This window comes from Pseudomonas caspiana (genome assembly GCF_040224095.2).
In the GTDB taxonomy this organism is placed as follows: Bacteria; Pseudomonadota; Gammaproteobacteria; order Pseudomonadales; family Pseudomonadaceae; genus Aquipseudomonas; species Aquipseudomonas caspiana.
Genome location: NZ_CP167995.1, coordinates 291808 through 306338, shown reverse-complemented (window position 1 = coordinate 306338; position 14531 = coordinate 291808). Strand labels below are relative to the sequence as shown.

The 14531-nt window shown below is 54.1% G+C and carries 9 protein-coding genes; all 9 read right to left on the bottom strand.

The window, feature by feature from the left end:
* Positions 1-29 precede the first annotated feature (29 nt).
* Entirely contained in the window at positions 30-341 is a 312-nt protein-coding gene (gene rpsJ, locus ABRP31_RS01405; RefSeq protein ID WP_003186070.1) for a 30S ribosomal protein S10, read from the bottom strand.
* A 139-nt stretch (positions 342-480) separates the two neighbouring features.
* On the bottom strand, positions 481-1674 hold the full coding sequence (gene tuf, locus ABRP31_RS01400) for an elongation factor Tu (protein WP_087267432.1): 1194 nt from the start codon (positions 1672-1674) through the stop codon (positions 481-483).
* A 32-nt stretch (positions 1675-1706) separates the two neighbouring features.
* Complete coding sequence (gene fusA / locus ABRP31_RS01395; RefSeq protein WP_087267429.1) at positions 1707-3809, bottom strand: elongation factor G; 2103 nt, start codon at positions 3807-3809, stop codon at positions 1707-1709.
* A 30-nt stretch (positions 3810-3839) separates the two neighbouring features.
* The gene (rpsG, locus tag ABRP31_RS01390; protein ID WP_002555493.1) at positions 3840-4310 is read right to left on the bottom strand and encodes a 30S ribosomal protein S7; all 471 of its coding nucleotides are present in this window, start codon (positions 4308-4310) and stop codon (positions 3840-3842) included.
* Positions 4311-4432: 122 nt separating this feature from the next.
* Positions 4433-4804 carry a 30S ribosomal protein S12 gene (gene rpsL / locus ABRP31_RS01385; protein ID WP_002555494.1) on the bottom strand — a complete coding sequence of 124 codons (372 nt, stop codon included), beginning with the start codon at positions 4802-4804 and terminating at the stop codon, positions 4433-4435.
* 201 nt (positions 4805-5005) lie between these two features.
* Positions 5006-9205 (bottom strand): DNA-directed RNA polymerase subunit beta', encoded by a 4200-nt coding sequence (gene rpoC / locus ABRP31_RS01380; protein ID WP_087267426.1) that lies wholly within the window; start codon positions 9203-9205, stop codon positions 5006-5008.
* A 63-nt stretch (positions 9206-9268) separates the two neighbouring features.
* Positions 9269-13342: a DNA-directed RNA polymerase subunit beta gene (rpoB, locus tag ABRP31_RS01375; protein ID WP_349972333.1), complete on the bottom strand. Its 4074-nt coding sequence runs from the start codon at positions 13340-13342 to the stop codon at positions 9269-9271.
* A gap of 219 nt (positions 13343-13561) precedes the next feature.
* Positions 13562-13927 carry a 50S ribosomal protein L7/L12 gene (gene rplL, locus ABRP31_RS01370; RefSeq protein ID WP_087267423.1) on the bottom strand — a complete coding sequence of 122 codons (366 nt, stop codon included), beginning with the start codon at positions 13925-13927 and terminating at the stop codon, positions 13562-13564.
* 78 nt (positions 13928-14005) lie between these two features.
* Positions 14006-14506 (bottom strand): 50S ribosomal protein L10, encoded by a 501-nt coding sequence (gene rplJ, locus ABRP31_RS01365; protein WP_027898295.1) that lies wholly within the window; start codon positions 14504-14506, stop codon positions 14006-14008.
* Positions 14507-14531 lie beyond the last annotated feature (25 nt).

Sequence of the window (14531 nt, the reverse complement as noted above, 5' to 3'; positions counted from 1 at the left end):
CAGAGCGTTACACGACTAAGACCCAAGTCTTAGCCGAGGCTGATCTGCACTTCCACACCGGCTGCAAGATCAAGCTTCATAAGCGCGTCAACGGTTTTATCCGTCGGCTGGACAATGTCCAGAACGCGTTTATGAGTACGGATCTCGTACTGGTCGCGCGCGTCTTTGTTGACGTGCGGGGAAACCAGAACAGTGAACCGCTCTTTACGTGTCGGCAGTGGGATTGGACCACGCACCTGAGCACCAGTACGTTTCGCGGTTTCCACGATTTCCTGGGTGGATTGGTCGATCAGGCGATGGTCAAAAGCCTTCAACCTGATACGGATTTGCTGGTTTTGCATTGGATTCAGACTCCAGATTGCTGTTCCCACCGAGCGCAATACGCCCGTTAAAAGGAGGCGCAATTCTATAGACGAGGTAACGGGGTGTCAACCCAATAAAAAAGCCCCCGCAAGCGGAGGCTTTTTTTCAAATCATTGCTTACGCGATGATTTTGGCTACGACGCCAGCGCCGACGGTACGACCGCCTTCACGAATTGCGAAACGCAGACCATCTTCCATTGCGATTGGCTTGATCAGGGTAACGCTAACTTTAACGTTATCACCTGGCATAACCATCTCAACGCCTTCCGGCAGTTCGCAGCTACCAGTTACGTCAGTAGTACGGAAGTAGAACTGTGGACGGTAGCCTTTGAAGAAAGGAGTATGACGACCGCCTTCTTCTTTGCTCAGAACATAGATTTCAGCTTCGAACTGAGTGTGCGGCTTAACAGTGCCCGGCTTAACCAGAACCTGACCACGCTCAACGTCGTCACGCTTGGTGCCACGCAGCAGAACGCCACAGTTCTCACCAGCACGACCTTCGTCCAGCAGCTTGCGGAACATCTCAACGCCAGTGCAAGTAGTTTTGGTGGTGTCACGCAGACCCACGATCTCTACTTCTTCCTGGATTTTGACGATACCACGCTCAACACGACCGGTAACAACAGTACCGCGACCCGAGATCGAGAATACGTCTTCGATTGGCATCAGGAACGGCTTGTCGATAGCACGAACTGGTTCTGGGATGTAGCTATCCAGAGTTTCAACCAGTTTCTTAACGGCAGTGGTGCCCATCTCGTTGTCGTCTTGGCCGTTCAGAGCCATCAGAGCAGAACCGATGATGATCGGAGTGTCGTCGCCCGGGAAGTCGTAAGTGCTCAGCAGATCGCGCACTTCCATCTCAACCAGTTCCAGCAGCTCTGCGTCGTCAACCATGTCAGCCTTGTTCAGGAAGACAACGATGTACGGAACGCCAACCTGACGGGACAACAGGATGTGCTCACGAGTCTGAGGCATCGGGCCATCAGCAGCCGAACAAACCAGAATAGCGCCGTCCATCTGAGCAGCACCAGTGATCATGTTTTTTACGTAGTCGGCGTGACCCGGGCAGTCAACGTGCGCGTAGTGACGAACAGACGAATCGTACTCAACGTGAGCAGTGTTGATGGTGATACCACGAGCCTTTTCTTCTGGCGCGCTGTCAATTTTATCGAAGTCGACTTTAGCCGAACCGAAAACTTCGGAGCAAACGCGAGTCAGAGCAGCGGTCAGAGTGGTTTTACCGTGGTCAACGTGACCGATGGTGCCAACGTTGACGTGCGGTTTGTTACGTTCAAATTTTTCTTTAGCCACGACAGTGAACTCCTAGCCTAAAGGGGCTGAAATCAGCCTTGTTTTTTAACGATAGCTTCGACGACATTCGACGGAGCTTCGGAGTATTTGGAGAATTCCATAGAGTAGCTCGCGCGACCCTGGGACATGGAGCGAACGTCGGTCGCATAACCGAACATCTCACCCAACGGTACTTCGGCGCGAATCACTTTGCCAGAAACCGTATCTTCCATACCCTGGATCAGACCGCGACGACGGTTCAGGTCACCCATCACGTCGCCCATGTAGTCCTCAGGTGTAACAACTTCAACCTTCATGATCGGCTCAAGTACAACACCGCCACCTTTGGTAGCAAGTTGCTTGGTCGCCATGGAGGCTGCCACCTTAAACGCCATCTCGTTGGAGTCGACGTCGTGGTAAGAACCATCGAAAACGGTAGCCTTCAGGCCGATTAGCGGATAGCCGGCAACAACACCGTTCTTCATCTGCTCTTCGATACCCTTCTGGATAGCAGGGATGTATTCCTTAGGAACAACACCGCCCACTACTTCGTTTACGAATTGCAGACCTTCCTGACCTTCGTCAGCAGGAGCAAAACGGATCCAGCAATGGCCGAACTGACCACGACCGCCGGACTGACGAACGAACTTGCCTTCGATCTCACAGGCCTTCGTGATTTTCTCACGATAGGAAACCTGCGGTTTACCGATGTTGGCTTCAACGTTGAACTCACGGCGCATCCGGTCAACCAGGATGTCCAAGTGCAACTCGCCCATGCCAGAGATGATCGTTTGACCAGTCTCTTCATCAGTTTTTACGCGGAAAGACGGGTCTTCCTGAGCAAGCTTGCCCAGAGCGATACCCATTTTTTCCTGGTCATCCTTGGTTTTAGGCTCAACGGCAACCGAAATAACCGGCTCCGGGAAGTCCATACGAACCAGAATGATTGGCTTGTCAGCCGAGCAGAGGGTATCACCAGTGGTGACGTCCTTCATGCCGATCAGAGCCGCGATGTCACCAGCGCGAACTTCTTTGATCTCTTCACGTGTGTTCGCGTGCATTTGCACCATACGACCAACACGCTCTTTCTTGCCTTTAACCGAGTTGATAACGCCGTCGCCGGAGCTCAACACGCCCGAGTAAACACGAGCAAAGGTCAAAGTACCCACGAATGGGTCGGTAGCGATCTTGAACGCCAGAGCCGAGAAAGGCTCGTTGTCGTCTGCATGACGCTCCATCTCAACAGTCTCGTCATCCGGGTCGGAACCCTTGATGGCAGGAATGTCTACAGGTGCAGGCAGATACTTGATCACTGCGTCGAGAACCAGGGGAACGCCCTTGTTCTTGAAGGAAGAACCGCAAACCGCCAGAACGATTTCGCCAGCGATAGTACGCTGACGCAAAGCGCCTTCGATTTCCTCGGTGGTGAGTTCTTCACCTTCGAGGTATTTGTTCATCAGCTCTTCGTTGGCCTCGGCAGCAGCCTCAACCATGTTGCTGCGCCACTCTTCAGCCAGCTCTTGCAGCTCAGCCGGGATAGCTTCGCGACGAGGAGCCATGCCCTTGTCGGCGTCATCCCAGTAAACCGCTTCCATGGTCATCAGATCGATCTGACCCTGGAAGTTATCTTCAGAGCCGATAGCCAACTGGATTGGCACCGGAGTGTGACCCAGACGCTGCTTGATCTGACCGATCACGCGCAGGAAGTTCGCACCAGCACGGTCCATCTTGTTCACATAAACAAGACGTGGAACGCCGTATTTGTTGGCTTGACGCCATACGGTTTCCGACTGAGGTTCAACACCTGAAGTACCGCAGAACACAACGACCGCACCATCGAGTACGCGCAGGGAGCGCTCTACTTCAATAGTGAAGTCAACGTGACCCGGAGTATCGATGATGTTGAAGCGATGCTTTTCGAACTGCTTGACGGAGCCAGCCCAGAATGCAGTTGTAGCAGCGGAAGTAATGGTAATACCCCGCTCCTGCTCTTGCACCATCCAGTCCATGGTCGCGGCGCCATCATGCACCTCGCCCATTTTGTGGTTTACGCCAGTGTAAAAAAGGACGCGCTCGGTGGTTGTGGTTTTACCAGCATCCACGTGAGCAACGATACCGATGTTACGGTAGCGGTTAATCGGAGTAGTACGAGCCATAAAGCCCTCGCAAAATTAGTGACGCTAAAATTAGAAGCGGTAGTGCGAGAAAGCTTTGTTAGCTTCAGCCATACGGTGCACGTCTTCACGCTTCTTAACTGCAGCACCTTTACCTTCAGCGGCGTCCAACAGTTCGCCAGCCAAACGCAGAGCCATAGACTTCTCACCGCGCTTGCGCGCGAAGTCTACCAGCCAGCGCATTGCCAATGCATTACGACGGGACGGACGAACTTCGACCGGAACCTGGTAAGTAGCACCGCCTACACGGCGCGACTTCACTTCGACCAGCGGAGCGATGGCGTCGAGAGCTTTCTCGAAGATTTCCAGGGGATCGCTGTTCTTACGCTCTTTAACCTTTTCCAGCGCGCCATAAACGATACGCTCGGCAACGGCTTTTTTGCCGCTTTCCATCACGTGGTTCATGAACTTGGCCAGAATTTGGCTTCCGTATTTTGGATCGTCAAGCACTTCGCGCTTGGCTGCTACGCGTCTTCTTGGCATGGATAAGCCCTCAAACGGTCTTCAGGTAGCCCGGGACCACCACTCACTTGGGAGCGCGCCCGACCTTACTCTTATCGACTCAGAAAAATAGAAATCTGCAATTTGTCACAGGAAGCCAAATACTACTTAGGCTTCTTGGTACCGTACTTCGAACGACCCTGGTTACGACCTTTAACGCCGGAAGTATCCAAAGAACCGCGAACGGTGTGATAACGAACACCTGGCAAGTCTTTTACACGACCGCCACGAATCAGTACCACGCTGTGCTCTTGCAGGTTGTGACCTTCACCACCGATGTACGAGGAAACCTCGAAACCGTTGGTCAGGCGCACACGGCATACTTTACGCAATGCCGAGTTAGGTTTTTTCGGCGTGGTGGTATACACACGAGTGCATACGCCACGACGTTGCGGGCAGTTCTGCAGCGCAGGTACGTCGGATTTCTCGACGATACGCTTGCGCGGCTGACGTACCAGCTGGTTGATAGTTGCCATCTACTAGCTCCACTGTTGTCTTGCGACGCTATTGTCTTGCAAGAAAAGCAAAATGGCAGGACGCTAGTCCCGCCAAATTTAGGGGTACAAGAGTCTAAAGAGGATCCTGCCCCCAGTCAAGACAAAGCCCCGACGTCCTTTCTCGTCAAGCGACAGAATTTATCTGCCGCTTGGTTAGATAGGAGGCCGAGGCCTTACTCTTTAATTACCGCTTGAGTTCAACGCTTCAGTCAATGCTGCTTCGACTTCGCTAGCGCTTACTCGCAACGGCTTGTCTACATCACGACGACGCTTGCGCTCGCTGTGATAAGCCAGACCGGTACCGGCCGGAATCAAACGACCCACAACCACGTTTTCCTTCAGACCGCGCAGATAGTCGCGCTTGCCTGTTACTGCTGCTTCGGTCAGTACTCGGGTTGTCTCTTGGAAAGACGCCGCAGAGATGAACGACTCAGTGGACAACGAAGCCTTGGTGATACCAAGCAGTACACGGGTGAACTTGGAAACAAATTTCTCTTCCGCGTTCAGACGTTCGTTCTCGACCAGTACGTGAGTCAGCTCCATCTGGTCACCTTTGATGAAGGTGGAATCACCAGACTCGGAGATTTCAACTTTACGCAACATCTGACGCAGGATGGTCTCGATGTGCTTGTCGTTGATCTTCACGCCCTGCAGACGATAAACGTCCTGGATCTCGTTAACGATGTACTTGGCCAGCGCACTCACACCCAGCAGACGCAGGATATCGTGTGGATCGCTAGGACCGTCGGAGATAACTTCGCCGCGGTTAACCTGTTCGCCTTCGAAGACGTTCAGGTGGCGCCACTTCGGAATCAGCTCTTCGTACGGGTCGCTACCGTCGTTCGGAGTAATAACCAGACGACGCTTACCTTTGGTTTCCTTACCGAACGCAATCGTACCGCTGACCTCTGCAAGGATCGACGCCTCTTTCGGACGACGAGCTTCGAACAAGTCAGCAACACGCGGCAGACCACCGGTGATGTCTCGAGTTTTCGAGGTTTCCTGCGGGATACGAGCGATAACATCGCCGATCGCAACCTGCACACCATCCGCTACGCCGACGAGTGCGTTAGCCGGCAGGAAGTACTGAGCAGGAACATCAGTACCTGGCAGCAACAGATCCTTACCATCGACACCAACCATTTTCACAGCTGGGCGAATATCTTTGCCAGCTGCTGGACGGTCTTTGGCATCCAGAACTTCAATGTTGGTCATACCGGTCAATTCGTCTGTCTGACGCTTGATCGTGATGCCCTCTTCCATGCCCACGTAGGTCACGGTACCTTTCATTTCGGTAACGATTGGGTGAGTGTGAGGATCCCACTTGGCCACGATCGAACCTGCGTCGACCTTGTCGCCTTCCTTCACCGAAATCACTGCACCGTAAGGCAGTTTGTAACGCTCACGCTCACGACCGTAGTCATCAGCGATGGCCAGCTCGCCCGAACGGGACACGGCTACCAGGTGACCGTCTACTCGCTCAACGTGCTTCAGGTTATGCAGGCGAACAGTACCGCCGTTCTTCACCTGAACGCTGTCAGCAGCGGAGGTCCGGCTTGCCGCACCACCGATGTGGAACGTACGCATGGTCAGCTGGGTACCCGGCTCACCGATGGACTGGGCAGCAATTACGCCGACCGCTTCACCGATGTTTACCTGGTGACCACGAGCCAGATCACGGCCGTAGCACTTGGCGCAGATGCCGTAACGGGTTTCACAGCTGATCGGCGAACGGACAATTACTTCGTCGATGCTGTTCAGCTCGATGAACTCAACCCACTTCTCGTCCACCAGCGTACCGGCAGGCACGATGACTTCGTCGGTGCCAGGCTTGAATACGTCACGGGCGATTACTCGACCCAATACGCGCTCACCCAATGGCTCAACAACGTCACCGCCTTCAATGTGCGGAGTCATCAGCAGACCGTGTTCGGTACCGCAGTCAACTTCGGTAACAACCAGATCCTGGGCGACGTCAACCAGACGACGAGTCAGATAACCGGAGTTAGCTGTTTTCAACGCGGTATCCGCAAGACCCTTACGAGCACCGTGAGTCGAGATGAAGTACTGAAGTACGCTCAGACCTTCACGGAAGTTCGCAGTGATCGGCGTCTCAATGATCGAGCCGTCCGGCTTGGCCATCAGACCACGCATACCCGCCAACTGACGAATCTGTGCAGCCGAACCCCGCGCACCGGAGTCAGCCATCATGTACATCGAGTTGAAGGATTCCTGATCAACTTCGACGCCGTGACGGTCGATAACACGCTCTTTGGAGAGGTTCGACATCATCGCTTTCGAGACTTCGTCGTTCGCCTTGGACCAAAGGTCGATCACCTTGTTGTACTTCTCGCCCTGAGTTACCAGGCCCGAAGCGTACTGACTTTCGATTTCTTTAACTTCTTCGGTAGCTGCGTCGATGATGCGAGCTTTTTCATCAGGGATAACGAAGTCGTTAACACCAATGGAAACACCCGAAATAGTCGAGTAAGCAAAACCGGTGTACATCAACTGGTCAGCGAAGATAACGGTCTCTTTCAAACCAACCACGCGGTAGCACTGGTTGATCAGCTTGGAGATTGCCTTTTTCTTCATTGGCTGGTTGACGACGTCATAAGACAGGCCGGCCGGAACCACCTGAAACAACAGCGCACGGCCGACAGTGGTGTCGACGATACGGGTGTTCTTGACGCTGCCACCGTCACGATCGTTGATCGTCTCGTGGATGCGAACTTTAACCTTGGCATGCAGCGCGGCTTCGCCAGCGCGGAATACACGGTCAACTTCCTGCAGATCCGCGAACACACGGCCTTCGCCTTTGGCGTTGATCGCTTCACGAGTCATGTAGTACAGACCCAATACAACGTCCTGCGAAGGAACGATGATTGGCTCACCGTTGGCTGGCGACAGGATGTTGTTGGTCGACATCATCAACGCACGCGCTTCGAGCTGGGCTTCCAGCGTCAACGGTACGTGTACAGCCATCTGGTCGCCGTCGAAGTCGGCGTTGTACGCAGCACAGACCAGAGGATGCAGCTGGATAGCTTTACCTTCGATCAGTACCGGCTCAAACGCCTGAATGCCCAGACGGTGAAGAGTTGGTGCACGGTTCAGTAGCACTGGGTGTTCGCGGATAACTTCTGCAAGAACGTCCCAAACTTCCGGCAGCTCGCGCTCAACCATTTTCTTGGCAGCTTTGATGGTCGTGGCGAGGCCACGCATTTCCAGCTTGCCGAAGATGAATGGCTTGAACAGCTCGAGAGCCATTTTTTTCGGCAGACCGCACTGGTGCAGACGCAGGGTCGGGCCAACGGTAATTACCGAACGACCCGAGTAGTCAACACGCTTACCGAGCAAGTTCTGACGGAAACGACCCTGCTTACCCTTGATCATGTCAGCCAAGGATTTCAGAGGACGCTTGTTCGAACCGGTAATGGCGCGACCGCGACGGCCGTTGTCGAGCAAGGCATCGACAGCTTCCTGCAACATACGCTTTTCGTTGCGCACAATGATGTCCGGAGCGGACAGATCAAGCAGGCGCTTCAAGCGGTTGTTACGGTTGATCACTCGACGATACAGATCGTTGAGGTCAGAAGTCGCGAAACGACCACCGTCCAGCGGAACCAATGGACGCAGATCTGGCGGCAGAACCGGCAGAACGGTCAGGACCATCCACTCAGGCAGGTTGCCCGAACCCTGGAATGCTTCCATCAGCTTCAGACGCTTGGACAGCTTCTTGATCTTGGTTTCGGAGTTGGTTTGCGGAATTTCTTCACGCAGACGGCCAATCTCGTGCTCCAGATCGATAGCGTGCAGGAGCTCACGAACAGCTTCAGCACCCATACGGGCGTCGAAGTCGTCACCGAACTCTTCCAAAGCTTCAAAGTACTGCTCATCGTTCAGCAGCTGACCTTTTTCAAGAGTGGTCATGCCCGGATCGATTACGACATAGCTCTCGAAATAGAGAACACGCTCGATATCGCGCAGGGTCATGTCCATCAGCAAACCGATACGGGACGGCAGCGACTTCAGGAACCAGATGTGGGCAACAGGCGATGCCAGTTCGATGTGAGCCATACGCTCACGACGGACCTTGGCCAGCGCAACTTCAACGCCGCACTTCTCGCAGATCACACCACGGTGTTTCAGGCGCTTGTACTTACCGCACAGGCACTCGTAATCCTTGACCGGACCAAAGATCTTGGCGCAGAACAAGCCGTCACGCTCAGGTTTGAACGTACGGTAGTTGATGGTTTCCGGCTTTTTAACTTCACCGAACGACCACGAACGGATCATCTCAGGCGATGCCAACCCAATACGGATGGCGTCGAACTCTTCGACTTGACCCTGGTTTTTCAGCAAATTCAGTAGGTCTTTCAAGGCCTTTCCTCCTGGCGGAGCAGAGGGCAGTCATACCGACCCACCCTCGATTCGCGTCACGTGTTATTCGGTTTCCAGATCGATATCGATGCCGAGCGAACGGATTTCTTTGATCAACACGTTGAAGGACTCGGGCATGCCCGGCTCCATACGGTGATCGCCATCCACGATGTTTTTGTACATCTTGGTACGGCCGTTCACATCGTCCGACTTCACTGTGAGCATTTCCTGCAGAGTGTAGGCCGCGCCGTATGCTTCCAGCGCCCACACCTCCATCTCCCCGAAACGCTGACCACCGAACTGAGCCTTACCACCCAGCGGCTGCTGGGTAACGAGGCTGTAAGAACCAGTGGAACGCGCATGCATCTTGTCGTCCACCAAGTGGTTCAGCTTCAGCATGTACATGTAGCCAACAGTAACCGGACGCTCAAACTTGTTGCCGGTGCGACCATCGAACAGCTGCATCTGGCCGCTCTCTGGCATATCCGCCAGTTTCAGCATTGCCTTGATTTCAACTTCTTTGGCACCGTCGAACACTGGCGTAGCCATTGGCACACCATTACGCAGGTTCTTCGCCAGATCCAGGATTTCTTTATCGCTAAAGTCTTCCAGTTTCTCTTGACGACCACCGATCTCGTTATAGATCTCGGTCAGGAACTTACGCAGTTCAGCAACTTTACGCTGCTCCTCGAGCATGCGGTTGATCTTCTCGCCCAAGCCCTTGGCCGCTAGACCCAGGTGAGTTTCGAGAATCTGACCAACGTTCATACGCGAAGGTACGCCCAACGGGTTGAGAACGATATCGACCGGCGTGCCATTGGCATCGTGCGGCATATCCTCAACAGGCATGATCACGGAGACCACACCCTTGTTACCGTGACGACCGGCCATCTTGTCGCCCGGCTGGATGCGACGACGGATTGCCAGGTAAACCTTGACGATTTTCAGAACGCCTGGAGCCAGGTCATCGCCCTGCTGCAGTTTGCGTTTCTTGTCTTCGAACTTGTCATCCAGAAGACGGCGACGATCAACGATGTAAGCCTGAGCTTTCTCGAGCTGCTCATTCAGCGCATCTTCAGCCATGCGCAGTTTGAACCACTGGCCGTGCTCAAGACCGTCGAGAACTTCGTCGGTGATGTCCTGGCCTTTCTTCAAGCCAGCGCCGCCTTCGACCTTACGGCCAACCAGAGCGGAACGCAGACGTTCGAAAGTAGCGCCTTCAACGATACGGAACTCTTCGTTCAAGTCCTTGCGGATCTCGTCCAGCTGAGTCTTCTCGATGGACAGTGCGCGAGCGTCACGCTCAACACCATCACGGGTGAAGACCTGAACGTCGATGACAGTACCTTTGGTACCGGTAGGTACGCGCAGGGATGTGTCTTTAACGTCGCTTGCCTTCTCACCGAAGATAGCGCGCAGCAGTTTTTCTTCTGGAGTGAGCTGGGTCTCGCCTTTAGGGGTGACCTTACCTACCAGAATGTCGCCAGCGCCAACTTCAGCACCTACGTAAACGATACCGGCTTCGTCCAGTTTGTTCAGTGCAGCTTCACCCACGTTCGGGATGTCTGCAGTGATTTCTTCAGGCCCAAGCTTGGTGTCACGCGCCACACAGGTCAATTCCTGAATGTGGATCGTGGTGAAACGATCTTCCTGAACAACACGCTCGGACAGGCAGATGGAGTCTTCGAAGTTGAAGCCGTTCCACGCCATGAACGCGATGCGCATGTTCTGACCCAGAGCCAGCTCACCCATATCGGTGGACGGACCGTCAGCCATAATATCGCTACGCTCAACACGATCACCTTTGCTCACCAGCGGACGCTGGTTGATGCAGGTGTTCTGGTTGGAGCGGGTGTACTTGGTCAGGTTGTAGATGTCGACACCAGCTTCACCGGTTTCAACTTCGTCATCAGCAACACGAACCACGATACGGCTTGCATCAACAGAGTCGATCACGCCGCCACGACGAGCCACGACGCAAACGCCGGAGTCGCGAGCCACGTTGCGCTCCATGCCAGTACCTACCAGCGGCTTGTCAGCACGCAGAGTAGGCACAGCCTGACGCTGCATGTTCGAACCCATCAACGCACGGTTGGCGTCGTCGTGCTCGAGGAACGGGATCAGAGACGCCGCAACCGAAACTACCTGCTTCGGCGATACGTCCATCAGCGTCACGTCTTCTGGAGCCTTGACGGTGAACTCGTTCAAGTGACGTACAGCAACCAGCTCGTCGATCAGGACCTTCTTGTCGTTCATCGCCGCAGAAGCCTGGGCGATGACGTGATCCGCTTCCTCGATAGCCGAAAGGAAAACGATTTCGTCAGTTACCAAAGCATCTTTAACAACACGGTACGGGCTTTCCAGGAAGCCGTACTGGTTGGTACGCGCATAAGCAGCCAAGGAGTTGATCAGACCGATGTTCGGACCTTCCGGCGTCTCAATCGGGCATACACGACCGTAGTGAGTCGGGTGAACGTCACGAACCTCAAAGCCAGCACGCTCACGAGTCAGACCGCCAGGGCCGAGTGCAGAGACGCGACGCTTGTGAGTGATCTCGGACAGCGGGTTGTTCTGGTCCATGAACTGGGAAAGCTGACTAGAACCGAAGAACTCTTTAACCGCTGCAGCAACTGGCTTGGCGTTGATCAGGTCCTGAGGCATCAGGCCTTCGCTTTCTGCCATCGACAGACGCTCTTTGACTGCACGTTCAACACGCACCAAGCCAACGCGGAACTGGTTTTCAGCCATTTCGCCAACACAACGAACACGACGGTTACCCAAGTGGTCGATGTCGTCGACGATGCCTTTACCGTTACGGATATCAACCAGCGTCTTGAGAACGGCGACGATATCTTCTTTGCACAGAACACCCGAACCTTCGATCTCGGTGCGACCGATACGACGGTTGAACTTCATCCGGCCTACAGCAGAGAGGTCATAGCGCTCCGGGCTGAAGAACAGGTTGTTGAACAGGGTCTCTGCAGCGTCCTTGGTAGGAGGCTCGCCCGGACGCATCATGCGATAGATCTCAACCAGCGCTTCCAGCTGATTGCTGGTGGAATCGATCTTCAGCGTGTCGGAAATGAATGGACCACAGTCGATATCGTTGGTGTACAACGTTTCGATGCGAACAACCTGAGCCTTGGCGATCTTCGCCAGGATTTCGGTGTTCAGCTCGGTGTTGCACTCAGCGATGATTTCGCCGGTTGCCGGATGCACGACAACTTTGGCAGTGGTGCGACCCAGGACGTAGTCCAGAGGCACTTGCAACTGCTTGATACCGGCTTTTTCCAACTGGTTGATGTGGCGAGCGGTAATACGGCGACCTTGCTCAACAATAACCTTGCCTTTGTCGTCCAGGATATCCAGAACGGCAATTTCGCCACGCAGGCGCTGAGGCACCAGTTCCAGGCTGAGGTTTTCACCTTCTACGTGGAATACGTTGGTGGTATAGAAAGCATCCAGGACCTGCTCGGTCGTGTAGCCCAGCGCGCGCAGCAGTACCGAAGCAGGCAGCTTACGACGACGGTCGATACGGACGAATACACAGTCCTTTGGATCGAACTCGAAGTCCAGCCACGAACCACGGTAAGGAATGATGCGAGCGGAGTAGAGCAGCTTGCCGGAGCTGTGCGTCTTGCCGCGGTCGTGGTCAAAGAACACGCCCGGGGAACGGTGCAGCTGGGAAACGATAACGCGCTCGGTACCATTGATTACAAAGGTGCCGTTTTCAGTCATCAGGGGGATTTCACCCATGTAGACTTCTTGCTCTTTGATGTCCTTGATCGCTTTGTTCGACGATTCTTTGTCGAAAATGATCAAACGGACTTTTACTCGCAGAGGTACAGCGTAAGTCACACCGCGCAGCACGCACTCTTTGACATCAAATGCCGGTTCGCCCAAGCGATAACCTACATACTCCAGCGCAGCATTGCCGGAGTAGCTGATGATCGGGAAAACGGATTTGAAGGCTGCATGCAGACCGACGTCGCGGAACTGATCTTTGGTCGCTCCCGCTTGCAGGAATTCGCGATACGAATCCAGCTGGATGGCCAGGAGATAAGGCACATCCATTACGTCCGGCAACTTGCTAAAGTCCTTGCGGATACGTTTTTTCTCAGTATATGAGTAAGCCATCAGCGTTCCCCAGCTTGGTCACCTGCTTGTTTGGCTCCTCCCGACGGGAACAGCCAGAAAATCGTGCAAACCCCTTGGTTTGCGCCACCATCACCGGTGGTTTTACACGTTATGGATACCGGCCGAGCCAGTCATCTATAACGGAAAAAGGCCGGTGGCAAGAGCCACCAGCCATCAGCCTTTCGCTTAACGCTTGGGCTGGACACTCAAAGTCGATACTTACTTCAGCTCGACTTTAGCGCCTGCTTCTTCCAGCGTAGCTTTGGCTTTGTCAGCAGCGTCTTTCGCAACTGCTTCCAGAACCATTGCTGGTGCGCCGTCAACTACTGCCTTGGCTTCTTTCAAGCCCAGACCGGTCAGTTCACGTACAGCCTTGATCACGTTAACTTTCTTCTCGCCAGCTTCGGTCAGCATGACGTTGAATTCAGTTTGCTCTTCAACAACAGCGGCAGCAGCAGCTGGACCAGCAGAAGCAGCAGCGGCAGTAACACCGAACTTCTCTTCGAAAGCTTTGATCAGCTCAACAACCTGCAGAACGGACATTTCGCCAACTGCGTTGAGGATATCGTCTTGAGAGATAGACATGAATCTAATTCCTGAATTGGGGGACGGCCTACGCGACCATCGAAATAAACAAAAATACGCGAAAGGAGGTACGGAGCCTTAGGCTGCAGTAGCTTCTTTTTGGTCGCGAATAGCCGCCAGAGTACGAGCCAACTTGCTGGTAGCGCCTTGAATCACGCTCATCAGCTGGGAAATTGCTTCGTCACGGGTCGGCAAGGTTGCCAGTACGTCGATCTGATTAGCTGCGAGGAACTTGCCCTCGAACGCAGCTGCCTTGATCTCGAACTTATCCTGACCCTTGGCAAACTCTTTGAACAAACGGGCGGCAGCGCCAGGATGTTCGTTAGAGAATGCAATCAGGGTCGGGCCGGTGAACGCGTCGTTGAGAACACTGAAATCAGTCCCTTCAACAGCGCGCTTGAGCAGTGTGTTACGTACTACGCGCACATAAACACCAGCTTCACGAGCCTCTTTACGGAGTCCGGTCATTGCGCCTACTGTCACGCCACGGGCATCAGCCACGACAGCAGACAGAGCGACTTTGGCAGCCTCGTTGACTTCAGCGACGATGGCCTTCTTGTCTTCGAGTTTAATTGCCACGGGTTTAACTCCTGCTTGTTACCGT